Source organism: Nocardiopsis sp. B62 (assembly GCF_018070675.1).
GTDB classification, from domain to species: Bacteria; Actinomycetota; Actinomycetes; order Streptosporangiales; family Streptosporangiaceae; genus Nocardiopsis; species Nocardiopsis prasina.
Map to the genome: position 1 here is coordinate 80,220 of NZ_JAGPXK010000011.1, position 25,892 is coordinate 106,111.

The following is a 25,892-nucleotide window of genomic DNA, read 5'->3' on the forward strand; positions in this document are numbered from 1 at the left end:
GTTCGGGTGTGCGTTCGGACTACTTGCCCGCCGCGTCCTTGTCCAGCTTCTCCACGATGAGGCGGTAGAGCTGGCGCGGGCGGCCGGGCTGAAGCGTGCGGTTGGGCGGCAGGGGCCAGGCCAGGCCCTCCTCCACCAGGGTGCGCAGCAGGCGCCGCGCGGTCCGGGAGGTGACCCCGAGCATGCGCCCGGCGTTCTCCGCGTCGACCACCAGCGGCCCGTCCTCCTCGGCGATCTTCTCCGAGAGCCGGACCAGGGTCTCGCGGCCCTTGGTGCGCAGCGGCTCGGAGGACTGCCGGGCGGGAGCACGCTGAGCCGGGACCAGCGAACGGCCCTCGCGGTCCACCGCGAAGCTCTGCCGGGAGGCCTGCGCCCGGTTCAGCGCCGCGCGGGCGTGCGACTCCGCGTCCTGGGTGGTCCGGCCCATGCCGATGCCCACCTCGATCGCGATGCCCAGCTCCGCCTTGATGCGCTCCACGAACGGGGGCTGCCGGAACCCCTCGGTGGCGGTCACCAGCGAACCGCGCGTGGCGGTCACCATGAACGAGTGGTCGTCCAGGCGGTGCGCCGTCGCGTTGATCCGGTGGGCCTCCTGCAGCAGCAGCCGGTGCAGTGACAGCCGCAGCTCCTCACGCCAGTAGCGCGGGGTGGAACGCCGGGAGGAGTCGCGCAGCGTGGGCACGTCCACGACGACCACACCGAGCTGGGCCTCCTCCAGGCGGTGGTGCGCGCCCAGCAGACCGGCGGTCTGGAGCGCGCTGCGCACACCGGCGTTGGTGGGCCGCAGCCGGATCACCGGAACCCCTATGGCCTCCAGGCGCTCGGCGACGCCGCGCACGCAGGTGATCGCCATCTTGGTGGCCTTGCGCCGCCACAGCCCCTCGTGGAAGGACGTCAGCTGGGCGGTGTTGGTCAGCTCCTCGTGCACGTGGATGCCGTCCACGGGCAGGTCGACCTCGGAGTAGGCCTCCACCACGTCGGCGCGGCTGAGCACGTCGAGACTGGCTCTGGTCGGGTCGTAACGATCGTCCAGTGTCGCTCGGAGCAGGGCCTCATGCAGGCTCGCCCCGCCGAGCGGCACGAACGTCGCGGGCATGGTCAACACGCCCGCCTTCCGTGCGAACTCGTAGGGGACGGGACTGGCGAACAGGTAGGCGTCGATGGCCGACCCCAGCCTGACGACCTTGTCCGTCGCCTCTTGCTCGTCTCGGTAGGCGGCGGCGATGAGTCTGGCGTTCAGGGGTCCAGTGGACCCCGGACCCATGAGCATGACCCGTTCGACCACCTCATGAGGTCCTATGACGCCGATCGTCAAATCGCCAGTACGCTGCGCACTCACCTCGGGTTGCTCCCCGCTACCATTCCACGCTCTTCACTATGTGCGCCCACTGGTTTCCCGACCCGATCTCTGTCACGGCATGATTGCCGAGATCGTACCCATTGTGCGGGGCCAAAGAAGATCGTTTTCCATATCAACGCCGAAAGCCCGGGTGGGAGGAAGCCCCCCACCCCGGCTTGAACTGCGCCTACGGCTCCTACGAGACGGTGACGCGCTCCACGTCGCCGCCCAGCGCGGCGAGCCGCGTCGCGAACTGAGCGTGACCGCGGTCAACCAGATAACCAGGCGCCACGATTGTCTCACCTTCGGCGACCAGTCCGGCGAGAACCAGGGCCGCGCCGGTGCGCAGATCGTGGGCGATCACCTCGGCGCCGCGCAGGTTCGTGGAACCGTGCACGATGGCGCGGGTGCCCTCGACCTCGATCTTGGCGCCCATCTTGTTGAGCTCGTCGGCCAGGGCGAAGCGGCCGTCGTAGATGGCCTCGTGGATGTAGCTCTCGCCCTCGGCCAGGGTGGCCAGCGCCATCAGCGGCGACTGGAGGTCCGTGGCGAAGCCCGGGAACGGCGAGGTCACCGCGTTGATCGGGCGCAGCGGCACGGACGGGTCCCGCTGGACGTGCAGGACGGCGCCCTCCTGGGAGAAGCCGACCCCCATCTGCTCCAGTTTCCAACGGGCCACACCCAGGTGGTCCAGGTGGGCACCCACCAGGCTGACCTCGCCACCGGTGGCGGCGACGGTCATCGCGAACACACCGGCGTCGATGCGGTCGGCCATGATGCTGTGCTCGACGGCGGTGAGCTCCTTGACGCCCTCGACGGTGATCAGGCCGGTGCCGCCACCGCTGATCTTCGCGCCCATGGCGGTCAGGAAGTTGATGACGTCGATGACCTCGGGCTCAAGGGCCGCGTGCTCGATCACGGTGGTGCCAGGAGCCAGCACGGCCGCCATGAGGAGGTTCTCGGTACCGGTGTGGGACGGGGTGTCCAGGTACAGACGGCCGCCCCGGAGCTTGCTCGCCTCCACGTTGATGTGGTTGCGCTCCAGGTCCTCGGTGACCTCCGCGCCCAGGCGGGCGAAGCCGCGGTAGTGGAAGTCGAGGTTGCGGCTGCCGAGGTTGCAACCGCCGACGCCCTCGATGCGGGCGCGGCCGGTGCGGTGCATCAGGGCCGGCACGAAGAGCACGGAGCCGCGGAAGCGGGCCGCGATATCGGCGGGCAGGACGGCACGCTCGGGGTCGTTGAGGCCGCACGCGTCAATGACGACGGTGCGCTCGGACTCGTGGAACTCCACCTTGGCACCCACGTGCTCGGCGAGCTCGATCGCGCGGTAGACGTCCTCGATGACGGGGACGTTCCGCAGCACGGTACGTCCCTTGGACGCCAGCAGGGCGGCCCCGATCATCGGCAGGACGGCGTTCTTCGCGCCTTGGATGAACGCCGTTCCGCTGAGGGGGCGTCCGCCGCGGACGCGGTAACGAACCTCCTGGCCCATGCTCATGTGCTCCTTCGTGAGGCAGATGTGAAAAAGGGTCACCCTCGTCGGGTCTCGCCTGTATGCGTTTGAGACGCGGGTTCGCCCTGAAACGTTGCGACCGTCTGTGTGTGACCTGCACGGCCGGTGAGCCGGTCGGTTCGCGATGACTCTATAGCAATCGGATCACGTCAAACGGCCCAGAACGTGGTATACCCGCTGATCGCGGTTGAAGTCCCGCCAAACGGCCAAAGAGGCATTACGCCGGAGGAGAGACCATGGGTCGTACGCATGGCTGTCCGTTACTTCGGTGTTGCATACGACCTCACCACCATACGCGCTCCCACAGCCGAAACGTCGTCCCCGTGCGCGGAATCACGCGGCGGGCGTCGGTCAGAGAGCGGGTTTGGTGCCGGTCAAACGCTCATGGATCTCTGCGTAACGGGACAGAGTGCGCTCCACCACGTTCTCAGGAAGCTCCGGGGGCGGCGTGTCCGACGCGCGGTCCCAGCCCGAGGCGGGCGAGGTCAGCCAGTCGCGCAGGATCTGCTTGTCGAAGGACGGCTGGGCGTGCCCCGGGTTCCATTCGTCGGCGGGCCAGTACCGGGACGAGTCCGGGGTGAACACCTCGTCCGCGAGGACGAGGTCACCGGACGCGGAACGGCCGAATTCGAACTTGGTGTCGGCGAGGATCACGCCGCGCTCCCGTGCGACGTCCCGGCCGCGCCCGTACACGCGCAGGGTGAGGTCGCGCAGCTCCGTGGCGAGCTTCTCCCCGTGCCGCTCCGCCACGACCTCGAACGACACGTTCTCGTCGTGGTCGCCCACCTCCGCCTTGGTGGCCGGGGTGAACACCGGTTCGGGCAGCTCGGAGCCGTCGACCAGGCCCTCGGGGAGGGGGACGCCGCACACGGTGCGGTCCACCCGGTACTCGGCCAGTCCGGACCCGGCCAGGTAGCCGCGCGCCACGCACTCCACCGGCACCATGTCCAACCGCTCACAGACCAGCGTGCGCCCGGCCCAGTCGGCGGGTGCGCCCTCGGGCGGGGTGTCGGAGACGACGTGGTTGGCCACGAGGTCGCCGAGGCGCTCGAACCACCACAGGGACAGCTGGGTGAGCAAACGGCCCTTGCCGGGGATCTCCGTGGGCAGCACCCAGTCGAAGGCCGACACCCGGTCGCTGGCCACCATCACCAGCGCGCCGGAGTCCGTCGAGTACAGGTCGCGCACCTTGCCGGTGTGCAGGTGGGTGAGCCCCGGAACCTCGACGGGCTCGGGAACGGTGACGAAGCCACTCATGATGCTTCTCTCTGGGTCTTGGGCGTGTTCTATGGATCATTCCGCGCTCGTGACCACCAGACGGCCTCTCGCCGCGCCGACGAAGCCCGGACAGCCAACCCCGGTCGGGCCCCGGTGTGCGACTGCTGAGCTCGCACGCGGTGCACAGTAGGGGCGGTCTCGCTCCACGGCGCGCGAGAGATCGCCGGGCCCCGCTGCGCGAGACCGCGGAGCCTGCCCAGCGGTGCACAGCAGGGGAGAGGGCCGCTCGCGCCGGTGGTGGCCGCGCCGCCACCGGCGAAAGCACCCGGAAAACACGCCCCTGTCGTCTGTGTGCCTCAGGGTCCACCGGGCGGTGCCGGGCCCCGGGAGCCGTCGGTGCCCGCTCGGGGCGGACACCTCCAGTATCGCGTTCCCGCCGCTCCACCCGGTCGGGCGGCCCCCGGTCAGCACCCGGGGCGGGACGAGCGCGGGGCCCGCAGCCGCATGGCCGCGGACCCCGTGGGAACTCCGTGGTGTGTCGCCCAGAAGGGGCCGACGCGGAGTCAGACCTCGGCGGCGGCGCGCTCGGCGATGTCGGAACGGTAGAACGAACCGCGCAGCTCGATCCTGCTCGCCGCCTCGTAGGCGCGCTCACGGGCCTGGCGCAGGTCCGCGCCGGTGCCGACCACGTTCAGCACGCGGCCGCCGTTGGCCTTGACGTCGCGCACCCCGTCCCAGGCGGTGCCCGCGTGCAGCACGTAGGCCCCCTCCAGGGCGTTCGCGGCCTCCAGGCCGCCGATCAGGTCACCCTTGACCGGGTCGCCCGGGTAGTTCTCGGCAGCGACCACGACGGTCACCGCCGCGCCCGACTTCCACTGGAGCGAACCGATCGCGCCCAGGCCGCCGGTGTCGGTGGCCTGGAGGACCGCCCCGATCGGGGTGGCCAGCCGGTCCAGCACGACCTGCGTCTCCGGGTCCCCGAAGCGCGCGTTGAACTCCACCACGCGCGGACCCTTCGAGGTCAGCGCCAGACCCACGTAGAGCAGGCCCTGGTAGCGGTGGCCACGGCGGTTCATCTCGGAGACGGTCGGCCGCACGACCGACTCCATGACCTCGTCCACCAGCCCGGCCGGGGCCCACGGCACCGGGGCGTACGCGCCCATGCCGCCCGTGTTCGGCCCCTGGTCGCCGTCGTAGGCGCGCTTGAAGTCCTGGGCGGGCAGCAGCGGCAGCGCGTGGGCGCCGTCGGTGAGCACGAACAGGGAGACCTCGGGGCCGTCGAGGTACTCCTCGATGACCACGCGGCCGCACTCGCGGGCGTGCCGCTCGGCGAGGGCGCGGTCCTCGGTCACCACCACGCCCTTGCCCGCGGCCAGCCCGTCGTTCTTCACCACGTACGGGGCGCCGAACTCGTCGAGGGCCTCGGAGACCTGGCTGGCGCTCCGGCACACCCGCGCCTTCGCGGTGGGTACTCCGGCGGCCTCCATGACCTCCTTGGCGAAGGCCTTGGACCCCTCCAGCCGCGCGGCCTCCTTGTCGGGGCCGAACACCGGGATGCCCCGGTCGCGCAGGGCGTCGGCCACCCCGGCCACCAGCGGCGCCTCCGGGCCGATCACGACCAGTTCCGCGCGGATGCGCGCGGCCAGTTCGGTCACGGCCAGCCCGTCCGTCACGTTGATGACGTGGTTCTCGGAGAGGTCGGAGATGCCCGGGTTGCCGGGGGCGCTGTGGATGCTGGTGACGCCCGGATCAAGGGACAGAGCTCGGACGAGTGCGTGCTCGCGGCCTCCGCCGCCGAGAACGAGCGCTTTCACTACAGGGGGCCTCTTCTTCTACTGGAGGAAGGTGGAGTGTCGCCGGGTCAGACCAGGGAACGCAGCTGCAGGGTCTCCTCGCGGCCCGGACCGACGCCGATGGCGGAGATCGGGGCACCGGCCATCTCCTCAAGGGTACGCACGTAAGCCTGCGCGTTCTTGGGGAGTTCCTCGAATTTCCGGGCGCCCGTGATGTCCTCGGACCAACCCTCGAAGTACTCGTAGACCGGCGTCGCGTGGTGGAAGTCGGTCTGCGTCATCGGGATCTCGTCGTGGCGCACGCCGTCGACGTCGTAGGCGACGCACACGGGGATGCGCTCCAGACCGGTGAGCACGTCGAGCTTGGTCAGGAAGAAGTCGGTGATGCCGTTGATCCGGGTGGCGTAACGGGCGATCGGGGCGTCGAACCAGCCGCAGCGGCGGTCGCGGCCGGTGGTCACGCCGTACTCGCCGCCCTGGGTGCGCAGCCAGGCGCCCTGCTCGTCCAGCAGCTCGGTCGGGAAGGGGCCGGAGCCGACACGCGTGGTGTAGGCCTTGAGGATGCCGACGACCTTGGTGATGCGGTTGGGGCCGATGCCCGCGCCCGCGGCCGCGCCGCCGGAGGTGGGGGAGGACGACGTCACGAACGGGTAGGTGCCGTGGTCGATGTCCAGGAGGGTTCCCTGCGAGCCCTCCAGGTAGACCGTCTTGCCCTCGTCCAGCGCCTTGTTGAGGATCAGCGAGGTGTCCGCGACGTGCGGGCGCAGCTTCTCGGCGTAGCCCAGGTACTCCTCGATGATCGGCTCGGCCTCCAGGGCCCGCCGGTTGTACACCTTGGTGAGGATCTGGTTCTTGTCGTGGAGGGCGAGCTCGATCTTCTTGCGCAGGATCTTGGGGTCGAACATGTCCTGCACGCGCACGCCCTGGCGGGTGACCTTGTCCGCGTAGGTCGGGCCGATGCCGCGACCGGTGGTGCCGATCTTGCCCTTGCCGAGGAAGCGCTCGCTGACCTTGTCGAGGGCCCGGTGGTAGGGCATGATCAGGTGCGCGTTGGCCGAGATGACCAGGCGGGAGGTGTCCACGCCCCGCTCCTGGAGGCCGCGCAGCTCCTCGAACAGCACGCCCGGGTCGATGACGACGCCGTTGGCGATGACCGGAACGACGTTCGGGGACAGGATGCCGGACGGCAGCAGGTGGAGGGCGTACTTCTGGTCGCCGATGACCACCGTGTGCCCGGCGTTGTTGCCGCCCTGGTAACGGACCACGTAGTCCACGCGGTCACCGACCAGGTCGGTCGCCTTGCCCTTGCCCTCGTCGCCCCACTGGGCACCCACGAGCGTGATCGCCGGCATTGGTCTCTACCTCTTCGCTCGACACCTGACCGGGGCTTTTCCGACCCCGAACATGGAAGAACCCCTGGCGCAAGGCAGCGACAGGGGCCGTTGCGTATTGAGCGTACACGACCTGCGCATCCGGGTTAAGTGGGGCTTTGCGGCACTCGGGTCGCCGCGTCCCGGCGCCGTCCGTCGACGGCGAGGTGGACCGCGGGCGCCGGGCCCCGTTCCCGTCGGGGGCGTGCGGGTTCCCACACCGTCCGGGCACGGCGCGGACTCCTGGCGCCCCGGCTTCCGAGTACGCCGACGGGCCCGGCCGGAGCGAAGGGGGCTCCGGCCGGGCCCGTCACGAGGTGCGCTGGGCTCAGCCGTTCAGGACCTGGTCCGCCTCCGCGCTCGACTCGCGCAGGAAGGTCGCGCAGCGCTCCGCCTCCTCGGTGTCGCCGATCTGCGCCGAGGCCTGGCTCAGGGCGTGCAGGGCGCGCAGGAAGCCCTGGTTGGGCTCGTGCTCCCACGGGACCGGGCCGTGGCCCTTCCAGCCCGAGCGGCGCAGCTGGTCCAGCCCGCGGTGGTACCCGGTCCGGGCGTACGCGTAGGCGGTCACCGGCTGGCCGTTGGCCAGGGCCAGCTCGGCCAGCCGGGCCCACGCGGCGGAGTAGCTCGGGAACCGACCGGCCACCGGGGTGGGGTCGTCGGAGTGGGCGAGGGCCTCGCGTGCCTCGGGGTCGTCGGCCAGGCGGGTCTCGGGCGGCTCGTTCAGCAGGTTCTGGTGCAGGTTCATGCCCCCATCCTGCCACCGGGCCACACCGGTTCCGGGGAGACCGGGTGTATCCGCGGTCACGGTGGTCTCCGGGACGTTCGGGCGCTCCGGGGCGGGCTCAGCCCGCTCGCGCCCCGCGCCTTCGGGGCCCCGGGTGGAGCCGTGCTTGACCGCGTGCGCGCCAACGCGCGTGACCACCGGTCCGCCGCCGACGCGGGTGCCGTCGCCCCGGCCAGCGGGTCCGGGACGCCCAGCCGTCCGGTCCCGCGTACGCGCACGGGCTCAGCCGGTTCAGCGCGGGCGCCGTGGCGCACAACGAACCCGGACGCTGCGCGGCACGTGCCGAGACGTCACCGGTGCCCGGTGAAGAGCCAGGAAAGGACGACGGTGCCCGCCGGCCGAGGCCGACGGGCACCGCAAGGGGGCCGGGGAGCCCTACTTCATCTTGTTCCCGGCGGACTTCAGGTGCTGGGCACCCTCGACCACACGGGCGGCCATGCCGGCCTCGGCGACCTTGCCGTAGGCGCGCGGGTCGTAGGCCTTCTTGTCGCCGATCTCGCCGTCGACCTTCAGCACGCCGTCGTAGTTCTTCAGGATGTGGTCGACGACCGGACGCGTGTAGGCGTACTGGGTGTCGGTGTCGATGTTCATCTTCACGACGCCGTAGTCGATCGCCTCGTGGATCTCCTCCATGGTGGAGCCGGAGCCACCGTGGAACACGAAGTCGAACGCCCGGGCCTTGCCGTGCTTGGCGGCGACGGCCTCCTGGGCGGCCTTCAGGACCTCGGGACGCAGCTTCACGAAGCCCGGCTTGTACGAGCCGTGCACGTTGCCGAAGGTCAGGGCGGTCAGGTAGTAGCCCTTCTCGCCCAGGCCCAGCACCTCGGCGGTGCGCAGGGCGTCCTCCGGGGTGGTGTACAGCTTCTCGTTGATCTCGCCGACGATGCCGTCCTCCTCGCCGCCGACGACACCGACCTCGATCTCCAGGATGGTGCGGGCAGCCTTCGAGGCGGCGAGCAGCTCGTCCGCGATCTGGAGGTTCTCCTCCAGTTCGACCGCGGAGCCGTCCCACATGTGGGACTGGAACAGCGGCTCCTGGCCCTTGGCCACGCGCTCCTTGGAGATCTCCAGCAGCGGACGGACGAAGCCGTCGAGCTTGTTCTTCGGGCAGTGGTCGGTGTGCAGGGCGATGTTCACCGGGTACTTGGCGGCGACCACGCGAGCGAACTCGGCGAAGGCGACCGAGCCGGTGACCATGTCCTTGACCGAAGCACCGGAGAGGAACTCCGCGCCACCGGTGGAAATCTGGACGATGCCGTCGCTTTCGGCCTCGGCGAAGCCGCGCAGGGCGGCGTGCAGCGTCTGGCTGGAGGTCACGTTGATCGCCGGGTAGGCGAAGCCCTCGGACTTCGCGCGGCTCAACATCTCGGTGTAGACCTCGGGACTGGCGATGGGCATGGCTTGACTCTCCCTGGTTCGGCCTGGAGCGAGCGGCCGCCGACGCGAAACCCTCGCGTACCGACGGCACCCCACGTGCGTTTCCCCGGCGGAGGATTCCGGGCCGTCGGGGGTCGGCCCGTGGGCCTCGCGCCCGGAAGCGTCCGCCAGGTGTCGTCCAAGTATCCCGAATACCCGGAGCCGTTGGAAAGGTCTAGACCAAAATGCTCGGGATCGGCGACGTACCCGCAGCTTACGGTGACGAGAAGGGAGGGCCCGGTGAGGGGGCCCGGAAGAGACGGTGGATTCCCGGCCGATTTCTCACGCCCGGCTCCGAAACCGCGGTTGCTCCGGGTGGCCGCTGTCGCTTTTTGTCGTGATACGCGCTACATTCGTCGCCGTGGGAAGGCATAGGAATGATCCGCGCGGCGTTGGCCAGGTGATGGCCATCGTCGGGGCCGTCGTGCTCTTGGTCGCCATGGTGGCCCTCGGCGGGTACTTCCTGTACCAGTCCCTCCCGAGCAACGCCTCCAGCGTCAGCGTCAACGCGTCCGAGGCGGCGGCCGAGAGTGTGGACCCCGATGACATGGGTGTCCTCCACATCCGCGTGGTGGGCCAGTCCAGCGACGTGTTCGTCCGCGTCCCCGGCGGGGACGTGCTCCTGGACCAGGAACTCGCCCAGGGCAGCTCCGTGACCTACCCGGACAACGACCAGGGCCTCGAGGTCTCCATCGGAGACCCGACCGCCGTCGAGGTGCACGTCAACGGCGTCCAGCGCGACGTCTCCGACCGCGCCCCGGGACACAGCTTCACCCTCAAGCCGTAGACCCGGCCCGTGGTGGGACGCGAACGCCCCACCGCACGGACCCGGCGGTCACACGTCCAGGTCGGAGACCTCGAAGACGGGCCGGTACTCCAGGCCCTCCTCCTCCAGCCGCCCGCGCGCGCCACGGTCGACGATCAGCGCGACCGCCACGACCTCGGCACCCGCCTCACGCAGCGCCTCGACCGCGGTCATCACCGAACCACCGGTGGTGGAGGTGTCCTCCAGCGCCAGGACCCGGCGGCCCCTCACGTCCGGACCCTCGATCCGCCGCTGGAGCCCGTGCGCCTTGCCCGCCTTGCGCACCACGAAGGCGTCCAGCTTGCGGCCGCGCGCGTGCGCGGCGTGCAGCATCGCGGAGGCCACCGGGTCGGCACCCAGGGTCAGACCGCCCACCGCGTCGAACTCCAGGTCCTCGACGGTGTCCAGCAGGACCGAACCGACCAGCGGCGCCGCCTCCCCGTCCAGGGTGATCCGGCGCAGGTCGACGTAGTAGTCGGCCTCCTTGCCGGAGGACAGGGTCACCTTCCCGCGCACGACCGCCTTATCGTTGATCTGACGCAGGAGTTCATCACGTTCGCTCATGACCAGTGAGCCTAGGACACCGGGTGGGGCCGCGCGGACCAGGCCCGCTCCGCCCGAGTTGGGACGACCATGCAGGAGCACACCGGAGCGGTCCGGGTGGAGACCACCGTGGACAGTCGCGAGGGCGCGGAGGAGGTGGCCCGGTCCGTCGTCGGGCACCGGCTGGCGGCCTGCGCGCAGGTGGGCGGGCCGATCTCCAGCTTCTACCGCTGGGAGGGTGAGGTCCAGACCGACCAGGAGTGGACGGTGGTGATCAAGACCCAGGCGGACCGCCTGGACGACCTCGTCGCTCACCTGGTCCAGACGCACCCCTACGACGTCCCCGAGGTCATCGCCACTCCCGTGACCGGCGGAAACCCTTCCTATCTGGCCTGGGTCAGGGACGAGACCAGGGCGGACGACCCCGAGTGATCACCGTCCTCCTTCCCCCCACCCTCGGCGCCCCCTTCTCCCTTCCCGACGCCGCCGACCTCGTCCCCTCCCCGGTGTTCCCCGAGATCCAGGACGACGACACCGCGCCCCACGCCGCTCGCTACGTGGCCCGGGCGAGCCTGGAGATCGGCCGACTGGTCGGCGACCGCACCCCCGTCGTACTGGTCGCGGAGGGGGACGGCGGCCCCCTCCTCGGTGCCGTCGGGGCGGCCCAGCGCTCCGCGCACCGCCCGGTCCTCGGCTACGTGCTGGTCGACGCCCCCCTGCCGCAGCCGGGCAGCCCGACCCGCGCCGACCTCGCACGGAACCAGCTGCTCACCGAGGTTCCGGCTCGGGAGGGCGAACCCGCCGCCTACCGCACCGAGCGCCTGCCCACCGTCCCGGACTGGCCGGACGCGCCGTGCGGCTACCTGCTCACCGACCCCGCCTACGCGCATCCGGCGCACCTGGCCGGGATGCGCGGCTGGACGGTCCGCGAGGCCAACGGGGGCCGGTCCGCAGCCGGTGAGCTGGCCGCGCTCGTCAGGGACCTGGTTCGTTGATATCCGGGTGACAACCCGGGGCGGCTTCCGCAGAATCGGGACATGATCGCAGACCACTTCCCCCCGGCGGGGCTCCGGCTGTACACACCGCGCCTCCAACTGCGGATGCCCTCCGACCAGGACCTCTCCCAGCTGGCGGAGGCCGCCGTCGCGGGTGTCCACGAACCCGAGCGGATGCCCTTCCTCACCCCGTGGACGGACCGGACGCCCGCCCGCCTGGCGCTCGGGGTCATCCAGCACAACTGGGCCACCATGGCGGCGTGGACCCCGGAGCGGTGGACGTTCAACGCGGTCGTGGTGCACGAGGACACCGTGATCGGGGTCCAGGACCTGACGGCGAAGGACTTCGGCGTGGCTCGCCAGGTGAGCACGGGTTCGTGGCTCACCCAGCGGTACCAGGGCAGGGGTCTCGGCACGGAGATGCGCGCCGCCGTGCTCCACCTGGCCTTCGCGGAGCTGGGCGCGGAGGCTGCGGTCTCGGAGGTCTTCGAGTCCTCGACCGCCTCACGGGGGGTGGCACGCAGGCTCGGTTACCGACCTGACGGGACCAACCTGCTCGCCGTCCGGGGCGAGCAGGTCCGGGAGACCAGGTTCCGCCTCACCCGGGAGGACTGGGAGAGGCACCGCACGGTCCCGGTCGAGGTCGGGGGACTGGAACCGTGCCTGCCGTACTTCGGCCTGGGCGGACTGCCCGACTGAGTCACCGGCCGCGCGCCACCCACACCACGCCGGCGAGACTGCCGAGCAGCATGCCCGCACCGGTGACGACGCCGCTGACCAGCGGCACCCACTCCGGGTGCCCGGTCAGGGCCATGACCAGGCCGACCACCCCCAGGGCGGTGGTGTACCCGGCCACGACGAGGATCTCCCGCTGTCTCCAGTGCCAGGCCAACGGGAGGAAGTGCAGGCCGACGATCAGGGCCACCCAGGCCACACCGGCCTGGTCCGGAACCCCGTCGAGTCGGCTGATGGTCATCGCGCCGCCGATGATCAGCGCGACCTCGACCATGGTGACCACACCGAAGAAGGCCCCGAAACGCGGGCGGGAGGAGGGTTCGCCCTCACCCGGGGAGGCCTTCCGCATGGCGAGCACGGCCAGGACGACGATCGCGACGGCCACTCCCACAGCCAGGGCGCGCACAGTGAGGGCGATCGGCGCGGGAAGCGGCGGACCGCTGTTGACCAGTACAAAGACCAGGCCGAAGAAGGCACCGACGAAAAACCCGGAAAACCGTGGGAGCATTCACGGAAAATACCAGGGGTCTGTGCGTTCCATGGATATTCCCAGTCGCCTATGACACCTGGTGACCACGGCGTCGCTTCGCGTTTTCCCTCCGCCACGTTTCGTGAGCACTCTGACCGCCAGAGTCACAAAGAAATGAGCTCCCCTTTCTCGGGAGTGATCGTTTTTCGTCGACTCAGTTCCGCATGCGTCCGAGATGGGACATGAGGGCTCGGAACCGCTGCCAGAGCCGTGGGGGAGTGTCCTCGCCCAGCGGGTACCAGAGCGTCGGTGACCAACGGGGTCCGATCACCTCCGGTGTGACCGGGCCGCTCCGGGCGTGTGCGAGACCGATCTCCGAGACGGGGCCGGGCCCGAGGGCCAGGCCGACGGGGGTGGCGGCGCCGCCGAGCACGGGCCGGTAGTGGGTGTCACCCGCACCTGGCACACGGTGGTCCCCGTCCGGGCCCTCCGTCACCCAACGGGACTCAGGGGGGAAAGGACACCGCGTAGTGCGTGCGTGATCCGGGACGTGGCGGGCGTGAGGACCTGGAGTGCCCGCGAGTCACGTCCGCTGGCCGCGAGTGCGTCCGTGACCGCCGCCGACAACGTGACCACAGGGGCGTCGACGGCGATGCCCCGGGCCTTCGGTGTCTCGACCAACGCGGACGGATGTTCGGCTCCACCGCTCGGGAGGTCCAGCGCCCAGTTGCGGTCGAGGACCTGAGGGCCAGACGCTTCCAGCGTGGTGCTCGACCAGGGTCTCCGCGAGCCGGTGTGCCGCCTCGGCCGCACGGGGGTTGTCCGCCGGTGCCCGAACATCCACCCACCAGGTGTTGTGGGTGGTCCTCTCGACTGCTTCGGGGCCGAGAATCCTGGTCACGTCGACGGTTGCCTCCACCAGTAGGGGGTCTCAACCGTCTTGTATTCGTAGATGAGGCGGCCCCGGATTCCGGTGCGTCTCCGAGATCTGCTGCTGGTTGATCCGGTCCAGGTTGACTATCTGCGGACCGCGCATGAGTGGCTCCCAGGGGTTCACCATCTGCCGCGAGGAGTTGTTGGTTCGAATTCCCTGGGTCAGGGTTGGTCCCGCAGGGCGGTCTGGACGAGGTGGACGGCGCCGCCGCGGGGCATCCACCGACCCCGGCCGGGCGGCAGGGGCGAGGCGTACACGCGCGGGAGGATCTGGCCCTCTCCACGGTCCCCGGACATCAGCAGGGTGCTGCTGCCCACCTCGCGCATGGACTGGAGCAGGGGGTCGTACATGCCCCTGCTGGCACCGGCGGCGCGTCGGGCGATCACGAAGTGCAGACCGATGTCGCTCCCGTTCGACACGTAGGGCACGAACGGGGCCAGCGGCTTCTGGCCGGCGGTGGTCAGGACGTCGTAGTCGTCGGCGATGACGACGACGCGCGGACCCGAGAACGCACCGGGTTCGAGGGACTCGGCGTCGCCGTCCTGTGGGATGCGGTTCTCCAGCTCCTGGGCCACACCCTTGGACAGTCCGCCGCACACGCGCGGGTTGGTGGCGTAGCCGCCCACGTAGTCCTTCGGTACGAGGTCGCGCAGGCTGCGCCTCGGGTCCATGATCGCGAACACGAGCTCCTTGGACGAGTAGCGCTCCACCAACCCCTCCGCGATCACCCGCAGCAGGTTGGACTTGCCGCACTCGCTGTCGCCGATGACCAGGAGGTTGTGGTCCTTCCCGAACAGGTCCAGCTCGACCGGGCGCAGGGCCCGCTCGTCCAGGCCGATCGGCACGGTCTTGGCTGCCTCCTCCCTGCTCGGCAGGGCACGCACCGAGAGAAGGTGCGGCAGCACCCGGACCTGGGGGGCCCGGGCTCCCTTCCAGGCCCTGTCGACGGCGCGCACGGCGTGCTCGACGACCTCACTGATGTCCTCGGTGGAGGGTGTCCCGTCGAACCGGGGCAGGGAGGTCTGCGCGAACAGCTTCGCGCTGGTCAGGGCTCGGCCGAAGGAATCCTCGCCGATGGTCTCGGCGAGCTTGCGGGCGATGGAGGAGTCCGAGGGGGTGTTGAGGCGCAGCTCCACGCGTTGGCCGAAGTTCGACTGTGCCGCCATCCGTACGTCGTTCCAGCGGAGCATCGCCCCCACGACGTGGATGCCGTACCCGCCGCCGCGTTGCAGCAGGTCGCTGACGATCGGCTCGATCTCCTCGAAGTCCTTGCGAAGGGACCCGTAGCCGTCCACGCAGAGCACGATGTCGGCGCTGGCCAGCTCTGGGACCTCGCCACGCGCGTGCATGCGCCTGAGCTGCTCCATCGAGTCGATGCCGCGCTCACGGAACACCTCCTCGCGGTGTCCCAGCATCCCTCGGACCTCCTCGATGGTGCGCCGCACGCGTTCGAGGTCGGTGCGCACCGCCACCCCGCCCACATGCGGGAGTCCCGAGAGTGACTGGAGCCCGCCGCCGAGCAGGTCCAGGCAGTACACGGACACCTGCTCGGGGGTGTGGGTGAGGGCGAGGGAGAGCACCAGGGTGCGCAGGAGGGTGGTCTTGCCGCTCTGCGGGCCGCCGATGACGGCCACGTGTCCGCCGGAGGCGGTGAGGTCCAGCAGCCACTCGCCCTGCCACTGCCGGGTGGCGTCGTCCAGCAGGCCGATCGGTACGTGCAGCGCGGGGCGTTCGCCGGGCAGGCGAAGGCCGTGCTCGGTCTCCTCAGGGGCGCCCGCGATCGCGTCGAGGGTGGTGGCCGCGGGCAACGGAGGCAGCCAGATCGCCCGTGTGGGGTCGCCGTGGCGGCCGAGCTGGTTGACCAGGACGTCCAGAAGGGTGGGTCCGTTGGTCCGGGACGGCATGGAGGAGCCCTCTTCGGGCGCGGCCACGTCGTCGTCCTCGGGTGGCGGGTTGTAGGCGGTGTACAGGCGGGGGGAGGGGGCCCTGTCCTCGTCCTCGTCATCCTCGACCACGGGCCCCCGGTAGGCGCCGGACACGTATCCGGCCTTGAACCGCTGGTAGACGGTGGTGTCCACCTTCAGGTACCCGAAACCGGGCAGCGAGGGCAGGTGGAAGGCGTCAGGCGTGTTGAGGACGGTCCGGCTCTCCTCCTCGGAGAAGGTCCGTAGGCCCAGCCGGTAGGACAGGTAGGTGTCCAGACCGCGGAGCTTGCCGCCCTCGATCCGCTGGCTGGACAACAGCAGGTGCACACCGATGCTGCGCCCGATCCGGCCGATGGACAGGAACAGTTCGATGAAGTCCGGGCGGGCGGTGAGGAGTTCGCCGAACTCGTCGATGATCACGAGCAGGTGCGGCATCGGAGGCAGCCCGGGCTCGTTCTGGCGTTTGTGGGCGTAGTCGCCGATGTTGGGGACGTTGCCCGCGTCGCGCAGCATCTGCTGGCGGCGCTGCACCTCACCGGACAGGCTGGCGTGAACCCGCTCGATCAGCGCTGAGTCGTCCTCCAGGTTGGTGATCATCCCGGCCACGTGCGGCATGTCCTCGAACGGAGCGAAGGTGGCGCCGCCCTTGTAGTCGACCAGGACCATGCTCACCCGTTCGGGCGGGTGGGAGGCGGCCAGGGCCAGTACCAGGGTGCGCAGCATCTCGCTCTTGCCGGACCCCGTGGCGCCGACGCACAGGCCGTGCGGACCCATGCCGAGCTGCGCGGACTCCTTGAGGTCCAGTACGAGGGGCTGACCCATCTCGTCCACGCCGATCGGTACCCGCAGGAAGGCGCGTTCGCTGCGTGGCGCCCACAGGCGCTGGACGTCCATGTTGCCGGGGTCCCGGACGCCCATCATCGCGGGGAAGTCGACGCGCCCGCCCTCCTGCGCGGTCTCCTCGACGGACTCGGGGGACAGCCGGAGCGGGGCGAGCATGCGCGCCAGCCCGGTGAGGGTGGCCGGGGAGACGAGGTCCAGGGACCCGGAGGTGACCTCGGGCGTGGTGGGCCGGAGGTCCTCGACGATGACCTCGTCGCCCTTGACGGTGACGCGCACGTTCACGTCGCTGGGCTCGTCGATCTGGCGGGACACCAGGTGCAGGACGGTGACGCCCAGGTCGGAGGGGTCGACAGTGTGGTCCGGGCGGACCAACTCCGTGGCGACCTCCCCATGGGTGTCGTGGATGACGAGCAGGCGGCGCAGCGTCTGGTAGGCCTCGCGGCGTCCCATGCCCCGGCGGACCTCGGACGCGAAGTCGCTGCGGGAGCGCAGTTCGTCGGTGAGGAGCATCCCGAGGTCGCGGGGGGTGGGGGCGATGAGGCGGGCGGCGACTCCCGCTTCACGGCGCTGAGGGTCCAGCACCTGCGGGAACCAGAGCAGCCAGGACCACTCGTCGGCGTGTTCCTCCGGGTAGGCCACCGCGAGCCCGGCGTCCTCGGGCGCGTGGAACACTCCGAACTGGGAGACCAGCGCCCGGACCAGGCGCATGACGTCCTCGCGCTCGCCGACCACGCTGATGTTGCCGGTCATGTCGAGCGGCAGGGTGAACGGCATGTCCGGGATGGTCTCGAAGCGCCTGATCACCGCCTGCGCCTCGGACTGCATGAACGGGTCGGTGGGCGTGAGGGCGGTGCCCTGCTCGGCCAGGTTGAGGGGGTGGCCGGGGGCCATGCCGGTGCCGACGCGGACCCGGAGGAAGTCGGTGTGCCTGCGGCGCCGCTCCCAGAGCCGCCGGGGGTCGCGCAGGACGTCGTAGAGGGCTTCCGGAGGGGGGTCGATCAGCCGCGCGTGCGACCGGGTCCCGTCCTCCCAGTCGTTGAGGGTCTCGCGCAGCTCCTCCAGGTACTGGAGGTAGAGCTCGCGCTGGTTGCGCCGCTGCCGACCCACCTGGCCGCGCCGGGAGAACAGCATGAGCAGGGCGCCCAGCAGGGCCACGCAGAGCATGACCGCTCCCAGGGCCATGAAGGCCGGGTTGCGCATGACCATCATGATCGTCAGCGACGCCATCATGCCCACCATCGGCAGGACGGTCATCAGCGGGTTCCCCTGCGACTTCCCGTCAGGGAGGGTGGGCGGGGCCTCCACCTCCCGGTGCTCCTGTTCGGGGGCCGGGTGGGTGGTGCGTGTCGGCCGGTGTACGACCCGGAGGGCCATCGGCGTTCCTCTCGACTCAAGGGGAAACACGGGATTCGGTCGGGAGCGACAGAAACCCTACCGAAGTGCCGTTCGGGGGCAGGTGCGGTGTTCTGTGTGATGGGCGGGGTGTGGAATCGGTTCCCCGTCGCACGGACGGTCATGAGTGCGGGTGCCGCCGTCCAGGCGAGACACCGACTCCACCGGTCCGCTGATGTGAATCGGGTCACATGGAACTGGGTTCCGAGATGTACGCGAATACGTGTCATCTCGGACCCGCTCCGTGTTCGGGCAGGTCAGCGCGGGATTCGGGTGTCCTTTGTCCCACGTGTGCGCCTTCCGTCCACAGGGACGGAGAAATGTGTCGCTATCGGTCCCCTGTGATGGATTATGGAGGGCGGCGCCACCCGGAGCATGCCCCCTTCCGGGGCGCAGCCCCGTGATCAACCCGTGCCAGGGCTCGAGGGAGCCCGGGCAGTGCCCACGAGAAAGGGTGAAGTGATGTCCCAGGACGCGATTGACGTCGACGGCGACTCAGCCAGCGATTTGGTGATGTCCACCGAGCAGGCCCTACAGGTGCTCGGTGCACAGCTCACCAAACTCATGACCGCGGCGGAGCCGATGGGGCAGTCGTTCTCCGGCCAGGCCAAGGCCGACTTCGACGCGCTCAACGTGCGGGCCAACGAGGTCGCGGCCGACCTCAACAGCGGGCTCGGCCGGATGAACGAGGGCCAGAACGAGTTCAGCAAGGTCATCCTCGCCGGTGACCAGGCCATGGCCGACGAGGCGCAGTCCCAGATGAGCGCGGCCAACTTCGACGCCGCCAAGTTCCGCTAGGGACCCGACCGCCGCGAAGACCCTCCGTCCCCGCCCCGACCGTGAGATCCCCCAACACCCCCGGACATCCCCCGGCACCCCCGAAGGAGTAAGGCGATGAGTGGACGCGTAGCCTACGACCCCGCGATCTCCGCGCAGGTGCAGAGCACCCTCGCGGAGGTCACCAGAGACGTCGAGGGCCTCATCGAACAGCGCGGCGTCGACGTCGCCAAGGCCATGACCTCGATCAGCGCCGGTGACGCCACAGCTCTGTACTCCGAGAAGGAACAGAAGTGGGCCACGGCCGCCACTGAGGTCCAGGGCATCATCAAGTCCGTCGAGAAGACGCTCGCCAAGTACGACGAGATCGCGCAGGAGACGATGTCCAACGCGAAGAACGTCGTCGAGGGCATCTGACCCCTCCCCCCAGGGAGACGGAGACATCTGACGAGGAGCACCGGTGGGCCGCGACTACGACAACCAGTTGCTCGAATCCGTCGCGGTCCGTCGGCAGCGCCTGCGCGAGGCGGTGCTGTTCGGTGGTCAACGGACCAAGCGCCGCCTGGACGAGAACTTCGGCAAGATCACCATCAGCGCCTGTCTGGCCGCCGTCGCGTGCGCCGGGACGGTCGGCTGGTCCTTCGTCACCAACACCCTCAGCACACAGCGTCTGGAACGCGAACAGTCCGAGTCCGGCCCAGTGGAGAACGCCATCCCGCCGATCCCCGGTGACTGGGTCGGTGAGCAGGTCGGGTTCACCATGTTGGTCGACGAGCTGGACCGTGCCGACGTGCGCGACGACCTGTACGTCCTGCCCGGCGAACCGCGTCCGGAGCCGGGCACCGTCAGCAGCTACTACCTCGTCACCCAGGACGAGGAGGGCTTCCAGTCCGTGTCCGTCATGGACTTCGATCAGGGCCGCCCCGGCCTGAACTTCAGCAGCGAGGACGAGGTCTCGCGCTGGCTGTACCAGGAACTCGCCACCACCGAGGGCGACCCGCGCACGCTGAGCAGCGCCGACGAGGCGGCTGCCGAGGAGGCCTCCGGGGAGATGAGCGAGGAGGTCCGGGCAGGGCTGGACGAGCGCAACGCCGAGTCCTACCTGCACACCTTCGAACCCGGGGATCTGCTCGACTCCTTCGGCCCCGAGAGTGGACGCCACCTCTACCCGGACGGGATGCCCTTCGCCGAACGCGGGCTGGCGGACTACGTTCGGACCGACGCCGCGGGCGAGGACCTCTACCACCGTTACCGGGTCGTGCACCCGTTCCGGGTGACCGCCACCACCGCCCCCGCACAGGGCGCGAACCCCGGTGGCGGTGTCCGCTTCACACTCGACACCGCGGGGTTCTTCGAGGTGCCTCCCGCGCCCACCCTGCGCTGGCTGATCGGTCAGGGCTACGTTGAGCGCGTCTCGGTCGACACCATCCCCGACTGATGCCTCCGGAACGCCCGGAAACACCACAGATTGGAAGTTCATGACCGCTTGGAGCCGCGTCACGCTCGTCGGCGAGGAGCGCAGGGTCGACGCGGTGCTTCCGGCGGACGAGCCCGTCGGCGCGCTCATGCCGGAGGTCCTCGACCTGCTTGGCGACGAACCCGAGAACCCGGCCCGGCTGCGCCACCTGGTGACGGCCTCCGGAGCGGTCCTGTCCGGTGAGAACACCCTGGAGGAACGGCAGATCCAGGACGGCGCCGTGCTGCGTCTGGTCCGGGACGAGGCCCCGGTGCCCGCGCCCGTGGTGCATGAGGTGCCCGAGGCGGTCTCCAAGGCGCTGGACGACCACGGTGGGCGGTGGACACCGGAGGCCGCCCGCTGGAGCGCGACGTTCGCGCTGGTCGCCCTCACCCTGGGTGTGGCCTGGCTGGTCCACGGGCACGCTCCCGGTGGCGGGGGGACGGCCGCGGTCACGGCGATCGCCGTCCTGCTCCTGGCTGTCGGCGCCGCGGTCGGTCCTGCCTGGAGGGAACCCCTGGGGACCGCGCTGGCGATCAGCGGTGCGGCGGCCGGGGCCCTGGCCCTGTGGCTCGGCAGTGACCACTACGGATGGCCGGAGTGGGTGCTGTGGGGCGGGGGCGCGGCCCTGGTCTCGGGGCTGGTGCTGCTACTCGGCCTCACTTCCGGACTGGGGCTCGGCGGCCTCGCGGGAGGCGGCGTCGGCATGGCGATGACGGCGGTGTGGACCTTCTGCCGCGTCCTGGGGCTGTCCACGGACCTCGTGGCCGTCGTGATGGCCGTGGTGTGTGTGATCTCCCTGAGCCTCCTCCTGAGAGTGGCGCTGATGATCTCCGGCCTCGCGGTCCTGGACGATCGGCGGACCTCGGGTGAGTCGGTCACCCGCGCCGACGTGCTGACCTCGGTGGCCCGGGCGCACCGCAGCCTGGTCATCGCCACCCTGGCCGTCGCCGCGGTCACCGCCGTCGCGGGCCTGGGACTGGCCACGAACTTCACACCCTGGACGGCCGGACTGTCCGCGGCGCTCGCGATCGTGGTGGCCAGCCGCTCGCGCCTGTTCCCGCTGATCGCGCAGAAGGCGGCGCTCGTCGCCGCCAGCCTGGTGACGCTGCTGGCCTTCCTCGTCTCCTGGGCGGAGGCCGAGCCCTGGGGTGTGTGGCCCGCGCTGGGTATCGCCGCCGGTGTCGCGGCGATTCCCATGGTGGTGCTCTCCATCAGGCAGCCCGAGCACGTACGCGCCCGCCTGCGCGGAGTGACGAGCAGGTTCGAGGTGATCGCCGTGATCGTGATGGTGCCGCTGGCGGTCGGTGCCTTCGGGACCTTCCAACGACTGCTCACGACCTTCTGACGGGAGACGGACCATGAGTCCCAGGAAGACGGTCCACGGAGACCCCTGGCCGCGCCGGTTCGTCCGGTCGGCCCTGACGCCCTTCCGTTCGGTGTCGGAGATCGCCGACGCCATCGAGGTGCGCCAACGTCTCCAACGCTCCAGTGCCACAGGCAGGCGGATCGTCGTGGACGACCTCGGGACCGACGCGGACACCGCGGTTGTGGCCGCCCTGGTCGCTCGGGTCCTGGCCCACCACCGTCACGACCGTGTCCTGGCCGTGGACGCCACTGGCAGGCTCCCGTCCCTGGACACCCGGCTGAACACCCACGTCGCTCACTCCCTGGGGGCTGGAGTCGAGTCGGGCAGCTTCGATCTGGTCAAGGAGGGCCTCGGCGAGGCGGCCGCCGGTCTGTGGACCGTCCAGGCCGCGCGGGGCGACGAGGGAGTGTACGCCTCAGGGCTGCTGCCGATCTCCCGGTTCTTCGGGGTCACACTTGTGGCGGGTGGGTCGGGCGGTGCCTTCGTCGACGCCGTCGATCGGGCCGCGCATGCTCGCATCCGCGTGGTCAGGGCGACCCGCGAGGCCGCCCGCACCGTGGGCCGCAGCATCGACGAACTCCTACGGGACGGTCGCCGAGACGAGGTCGACCGCAGTGTCATCGTTGTCTACGACCAGGACCGCCGAGAGGATCCGGGCTTCGACGCCGCGCGCGTCACGCGGATCATCGCCGAGAGCGGGGCCGAGACCGTCCTGCTGCGGCACGACCGCCATCTCGCCCAGGGGACGGCCGTGGACACGCGCCGCATCGCCAACGCCACCCACCGGGTGGTGCTCCGGATCGCGGCCGAGGCGGTGAACAGGGCGGTGGAAGCTCGGCCCCTACACGCGGTAACGGCAGTGAGAGGTGAACAGTCATGAACCGACACCACGGGCGGCCGACCGACCCCGGGGAGGACTCTCCCTCCGGTCCGCAGGGGGAGTGGTTCGGCATGCCACCCGCCCCATCGAGCGACCCCGCGGGAGACTCGGTGGTCGAGGCCTTCCTCTCCGGTTCACCGGCACCGGAGGCCTCCCCCGTTCCGCTGCCTCCCCCTCCTCACCCTCCGGCTGCCTCCGGGCCCCAGCACCCTCCGGCTGCCTCCGGGCCCCAGCCACCTCCCACACGTCCGCCCTCGCCAAGCGCGTCCGGACCGCAGAACCCCTTCCCTCAGGGACCGTCAGCTCCTCGGAGCGCACCTCCACACCAGGCCACCCCACCCACACACCACCCCCGGCCGCCCATGAGCGGACCCCAGTTTCCGCCTGCTCCGTACACCGCACGGGCGCCTCAGGTGCCTCCGTACGCCTCACCCGCAGCAGGGTCGGGGCCGCAGTTTCCGCCTGTTCCGTATGCTTCGCCCGCTCCCGCCCCGCCGGGCTCGCCCGAGTCCCCCGTGTCTCAGGCTGATTCCGGGCCTTGGGAGGCCCTCGGGCCTCAGGTGCCTCCGCACTTTTCACCTGGTCCCGGGTCCGGACCTCAGTTTCCGCCTGCTCCGTACGCTTCGCCCGCTCCCGCGTCTCAGGCCTCACCCCAGTCCCAGGGGCCGCCCGCCCCCCAGGTGCCTCAGGCCGACTCCGCGCCTCCGGAGGCCCTCGGGCCTCAGGTGCCTCCGCACTTTTCACCTGGTCCCGGGACCGGACCGCAGTTCCCGCCTGTTCCGTATGCTTCGCGCGCTTCCGAGTCTCGGGTATCGCCGGAGTCCGAGGGGCCGCCCGCCCCCCAGGTGCCTCCGCACTTTTCACCTGGCCCCGGGACCGGACCGCAGTTCCCGCCTGCTCCGTACGCCTCACTCACACCCACACCCGCACCCACGGCCGCGCCTCAGGCCGTGCCTGAGCCCTCCGCGCCCCAGGCTCACTCCGAACCTCGTGGGGCATCAGAGCCGGTTGCACCCGGCCCTGGGCCGGGGCCGCAATTCCCGCCTGCTCCCTACGCAGCGCCCGCACCGCCTGCCTCAGCCGAGTCCCAGGGTCCGCCCGCGCCTCCCGCGCCCCCGTCGGCTCAGGCGGACTCAGCCGTGGCGCCTCAGGTGCTTCCGTACGCCTCACCCGCAGCAGGGTCGGGGCCGCAGTTCCCGCCTGTTCCGTATGCTTCGCCTGCTCCCTCGTCTCAGGCCTCACCCCAGTCCCAGGGGCCGCCCGCCCCTCAGGTGTCTCAGGCTGATTCCGGGCCTTGGGAGGCCCTCGGGCCGCAGGTGCCTCCGCACTTTTCACCCGGCCCCGGGACCGGACCTCAGCCCGCGCCCGCGCCACCCACTGGGCGCGCTGCTCAGGCACCTTCCGCGTCAGGGCAGCAGACCCCGCCCTCGTCTCAGGTCGACACCGGATCCCCGACTTCGCCCGTGACTCACCACCCCTCGGGGGCTCAAGGGTCGTTCGGGCCCCAGTTTCCCCCTCCTCCGTACGCGTCACGCGCGCGCGAGTTCGAGTCAGGGCCGCAAATCCCCCAAGGCTACGCTCCACCCGCATCGGAGTTCGCGTCCGGACCACGGCCCGCACCACCCGTGAATCGGCCCGTGCCGGGGGCCCACGCCACGCCTGGTCCCCAAGCTCCACCCGCGCCCCAGCCGCCGCGCGGACCGAGGACAACACCTGAGGAGCCCGCGCGACAGCCCGTCCGGGGGCCCGAATCGGGGCCGCAGACCGCATCAACGACCTGGGCGCCGCCGCAGGGCCCCGCCCCCGAAACGATGCCTCCTTCTCCGTTCGCCCACTCGGCTCCCGCTCGTCAACCGCAGGCCAGGCCGCTTCCGGAGTCGGCGGTCGAGTCAGGACGGAACCACGCTGACGGGGGTCTGCCGGTGTTCGCCCCCTCGTCCTTCTCCGGAACGGGCATCCAGGCATGGACCACGGCGGTGGACCGGACGGGGCCGATGCCGGGAGGGTTCGAGGCGCGTATCTCCGAGGTGAGGCCGGTCCCCGCCTCGTTGGTGGGCAGGCTGCTGTTCCGCGTCAGCTTCGGACTGATCGGGGGCGGGAGAGACCGCTGACATGACGGAGGGCGCGCCCACCTCCCCTGTGTGAGCGCGCCCCCGGGCGCCGCCGAGCGGCGCCTTCTCCCGTCCGACGGCCTCGCGGGCCGCCCTCTCGTGGGGGCCAGAGGACCCTGGCCCGTCGGACGGGGCCGACCGCCCCGCGAACGCCCCCTCAGACGTGCGCGGCGGTCGGCGGCCGCTCCGGACCCGGCCCTCTCCCCTCTGGAAGGGCGTGCGGCCCGAAGCGGCGTCGGAGGGTCATTCGTCGCGGACGGGCCTGCCCAGACCGTCGATCAGGGCGGCCGCCTCACGGTGGGTCGCGGGCAACGGAACCGACCACACGGCCGCGCCGTGCTCCCAGCCGATCCCCGAGCGCAGCTCCTCGATCTCGGTCCCCAGAACGGGCACCTCCCGGGCCACCACCGCGATCCGGGCCCGGCTGACCAGGCACACCGACTCGCCCCGGGTGAAGAAGCGGTTCAGCTCGTGCCCGAGCACGATCAGCCGAGCCGCGCGCCGCCACGGGTCGAGGGTCGGGTCCAGCGCCAGCACCACGAGCCGGTGGTCGAACGCGGCCGGGACCGTCTCCTCCGCGCTCCGGTACAGCTCGCGGATGCGTGTGCGCAGGTACGCCTCGTTGGCCAGGCCGGTGAGCGGGTCCTGGCAGGTGTCCCGGCCCCGGCCCCCCTCGACCCAGCCGTCGGCCAACGCGCGGACCAGGTCGAGCGGGAGACGGTCCCAGCCCACGACCTCGCCGAAGGCGTCGAGGTCGGCCAGCGCCCGACCGATCCCCACCCCCGAACGGGCCCGGGCCTCCCCGAGCCGCGAGCAGGGTTCGGTGAGGTCGCTTCCGGTGGTGTGCGCCTCGCAGACGGCGTCCACGGAGGGCGTCCACCAGTCCTCGGCCGGGTTCCACCCCCGCTCCCGGCTCCGGCGCCCCCACGGCGCCCGCAGCTCCCGGGCACGCTGAACCACACGGCCCCGCGTTCCGGCTCCCACTTCGGTCTCGCCCACGGCATCGCTCCCGGTCGTTGTTTGGCCAGGTGAACGGAGGTGGGCCCGCGCCCCCGCGGTGGGTCCCCCTCGTTCGCCCTCACCCCAATCACGGAGATCGGTAGCGGCTATGACGCGGATACGGGATATTTTTTTCGTGCACGTGATTCTCCGACGCCGAACCCCTGCTTCCCGTACCGCGGATCTGGCTCGCGGCGGGGGGCCAAGGGACCACGAGGGAAAGGGC

General features: G+C 70.8%; 23 protein-coding genes. 10 read left to right on the top strand and 13 right to left on the bottom strand.

Annotation, left to right across the window (positions count from 1 at the left end):
- Positions 1-19: 19 nt before the first annotated feature.
- The 7 genes from KBX21_RS14105 to fbaA form a co-directional block, all read right to left on the bottom strand.
- On the bottom strand, positions 20-1,285 hold the full coding sequence (locus KBX21_RS14105; protein ID WP_017544398.1) for a hypothetical protein: 1,266 nt from the start codon (positions 1,283-1,285) through the stop codon (positions 20-22).
- A gap of 250 nt (positions 1,286-1,535) precedes the next feature.
- Positions 1,536-2,831, bottom strand: a complete 1,296-nt coding sequence (gene murA / locus KBX21_RS14110) for a UDP-N-acetylglucosamine 1-carboxyvinyltransferase (protein ID WP_017544399.1) — start codon at positions 2,829-2,831, stop codon at positions 1,536-1,538.
- Between the two features lie 372 nt (positions 2,832-3,203).
- On the bottom strand, positions 3,204-4,109 hold the full coding sequence (locus KBX21_RS14115) for a phosphoribosylaminoimidazolesuccinocarboxamide synthase (protein WP_210842174.1): 906 nt from the start codon (positions 4,107-4,109) through the stop codon (positions 3,204-3,206).
- 524 nt (positions 4,110-4,633) lie between these two features.
- Positions 4,634-5,884 (bottom strand): phosphoribosylamine--glycine ligase, encoded by a 1,251-nt coding sequence (gene purD, locus KBX21_RS14120; protein WP_017544401.1) that lies wholly within the window; start codon positions 5,882-5,884, stop codon positions 4,634-4,636.
- Positions 5,885-5,931: 47 nt separating this feature from the next.
- Positions 5,932-7,215 carry an adenylosuccinate synthase gene (locus KBX21_RS14125; protein ID WP_049572093.1) on the bottom strand — a complete coding sequence of 428 codons (1,284 nt, stop codon included), beginning with the start codon at positions 7,213-7,215 and terminating at the stop codon, positions 5,932-5,934.
- 346 nt (positions 7,216-7,561) lie between these two features.
- Positions 7,562-7,978 carry a DUF3151 domain-containing protein gene (locus KBX21_RS14130; RefSeq protein WP_049572139.1) on the bottom strand — a complete coding sequence of 139 codons (417 nt, stop codon included), beginning with the start codon at positions 7,976-7,978 and terminating at the stop codon, positions 7,562-7,564.
- Positions 7,979-8,392: 414 nt separating this feature from the next.
- Positions 8,393-9,415 (bottom strand): class II fructose-bisphosphate aldolase, encoded by a 1,023-nt coding sequence (fbaA, locus tag KBX21_RS14135; RefSeq protein WP_017544404.1) that lies wholly within the window; start codon positions 9,413-9,415, stop codon positions 8,393-8,395.
- A 421-nt stretch (positions 9,416-9,836) separates the two neighbouring features.
- Here fbaA and KBX21_RS14140 point away from each other — a divergent pair, with 421 nt between their 5' ends.
- On the top strand, positions 9,837-10,220 hold the full coding sequence (locus KBX21_RS14140) for a RodZ domain-containing protein (RefSeq protein WP_017544405.1): 384 nt from the start codon (positions 9,837-9,839) through the stop codon (positions 10,218-10,220).
- Positions 10,221-10,268: 48 nt separating this feature from the next.
- Here KBX21_RS14140 and pyrE read toward each other — a convergent pair whose 3' ends face one another.
- Positions 10,269-10,802, bottom strand: coding sequence for an orotate phosphoribosyltransferase (pyrE, locus tag KBX21_RS14145; protein ID WP_049572096.1), 534 nt, complete (start codon positions 10,800-10,802; stop codon positions 10,269-10,271).
- A 69-nt stretch (positions 10,803-10,871) separates the two neighbouring features.
- On the opposite strand from pyrE, the gene cutA reads away from it, so the two are divergent.
- Genes cutA through KBX21_RS14160 form a run of 3 tightly spaced genes read left to right on the top strand, consistent with a single transcriptional unit; the run spans position 10,872 to position 12,475 of the window.
- The gene (gene cutA / locus KBX21_RS14150) at positions 10,872-11,213 is read left to right on the top strand and encodes a divalent-cation tolerance protein CutA (protein WP_210842175.1); all 342 of its coding nucleotides are present in this window, start codon (positions 10,872-10,874) and stop codon (positions 11,211-11,213) included.
- The gene (locus KBX21_RS14155) at positions 11,210-11,776 is read left to right on the top strand and encodes a hypothetical protein (RefSeq protein ID WP_210842176.1); all 567 of its coding nucleotides are present in this window, start codon (positions 11,210-11,212) and stop codon (positions 11,774-11,776) included. The genes cutA and KBX21_RS14155 overlap by 4 nt, the downstream gene beginning before the upstream one ends.
- 42 nt (positions 11,777-11,818) lie before the next feature.
- Complete coding sequence (locus KBX21_RS14160) at positions 11,819-12,475, top strand: GNAT family N-acetyltransferase (RefSeq protein ID WP_210842177.1); 657 nt, start codon at positions 11,819-11,821, stop codon at positions 12,473-12,475.
- Position 12,476: 1 nt separating this feature from the next.
- Here the strand turns inward: KBX21_RS14160 and KBX21_RS14165 are convergent, their stop codons facing one another.
- The 4 genes from KBX21_RS14165 to eccCa all read right to left on the bottom strand — a co-directional run bounded on the left by KBX21_RS14165 (position 12,477) and on the right by eccCa (position 18,056).
- Positions 12,477-13,019, bottom strand: a complete 543-nt coding sequence (locus KBX21_RS14165) for a hypothetical protein (protein ID WP_210842178.1) — start codon at positions 13,017-13,019, stop codon at positions 12,477-12,479.
- Positions 13,020-13,194: 175 nt separating this feature from the next.
- Positions 13,195-13,446: a DUF6177 family protein gene (locus KBX21_RS14170; RefSeq protein WP_210842179.1), complete on the bottom strand. Its 252-nt coding sequence runs from the start codon at positions 13,444-13,446 to the stop codon at positions 13,195-13,197.
- A 26-nt stretch (positions 13,447-13,472) separates the two neighbouring features.
- Positions 13,473-13,820 carry a DUF6177 family protein gene (locus tag KBX21_RS27220; RefSeq protein WP_374225725.1) on the bottom strand — a complete coding sequence of 116 codons (348 nt, stop codon included), beginning with the start codon at positions 13,818-13,820 and terminating at the stop codon, positions 13,473-13,475.
- A 255-nt stretch (positions 13,821-14,075) separates the two neighbouring features.
- Entirely contained in the window at positions 14,076-18,056 is a 3,981-nt protein-coding gene (gene eccCa / locus KBX21_RS14175; protein WP_210842180.1) for a type VII secretion protein EccCa, read from the bottom strand.
- Positions 18,057-18,536: 480 nt separating this feature from the next.
- On the opposite strand from eccCa, the gene KBX21_RS14180 reads away from it, so the two are divergent.
- The 6 genes from KBX21_RS14180 to KBX21_RS14205 all read left to right on the top strand — a co-directional run bounded on the left by KBX21_RS14180 (position 18,537) and on the right by KBX21_RS14205 (position 24,667).
- Entirely contained in the window at positions 18,537-18,872 is a 336-nt protein-coding gene (locus KBX21_RS14180) for a hypothetical protein (protein WP_110050639.1), read from the top strand.
- 96 nt (positions 18,873-18,968) lie between these two features.
- On the top strand, positions 18,969-19,268 hold the full coding sequence (locus KBX21_RS14185) for a hypothetical protein (protein ID WP_110050641.1): 300 nt from the start codon (positions 18,969-18,971) through the stop codon (positions 19,266-19,268).
- Positions 19,269-19,311: 43 nt separating this feature from the next.
- Positions 19,312-20,289 carry a TNT domain-containing protein gene (locus KBX21_RS14190; protein ID WP_210842181.1) on the top strand — a complete coding sequence of 326 codons (978 nt, stop codon included), beginning with the start codon at positions 19,312-19,314 and terminating at the stop codon, positions 20,287-20,289.
- 40 nt (positions 20,290-20,329) lie between these two features.
- Positions 20,330-21,655, top strand: a complete 1,326-nt coding sequence (gene eccD / locus KBX21_RS14195; RefSeq protein WP_210842182.1) for a type VII secretion integral membrane protein EccD — start codon at positions 20,330-20,332, stop codon at positions 21,653-21,655.
- A 13-nt stretch (positions 21,656-21,668) separates the two neighbouring features.
- On the top strand, positions 21,669-22,556 hold the full coding sequence (locus KBX21_RS14200) for an ATPase (protein ID WP_210842183.1): 888 nt from the start codon (positions 21,669-21,671) through the stop codon (positions 22,554-22,556).
- 1,922 nt (positions 22,557-24,478) lie between these two features.
- Positions 24,479-24,667 (top strand): hypothetical protein, encoded by a 189-nt coding sequence (locus KBX21_RS14205; protein ID WP_210842184.1) that lies wholly within the window; start codon positions 24,479-24,481, stop codon positions 24,665-24,667.
- Positions 24,668-24,910: 243 nt separating this feature from the next.
- On the opposite strand, the gene KBX21_RS14210 is transcribed toward KBX21_RS14205, so the two are convergent.
- Positions 24,911-25,666, bottom strand: a complete 756-nt coding sequence (locus tag KBX21_RS14210) for a hypothetical protein (RefSeq protein ID WP_049572111.1) — start codon at positions 25,664-25,666, stop codon at positions 24,911-24,913.
- Positions 25,667-25,892 lie beyond the last annotated feature (226 nt).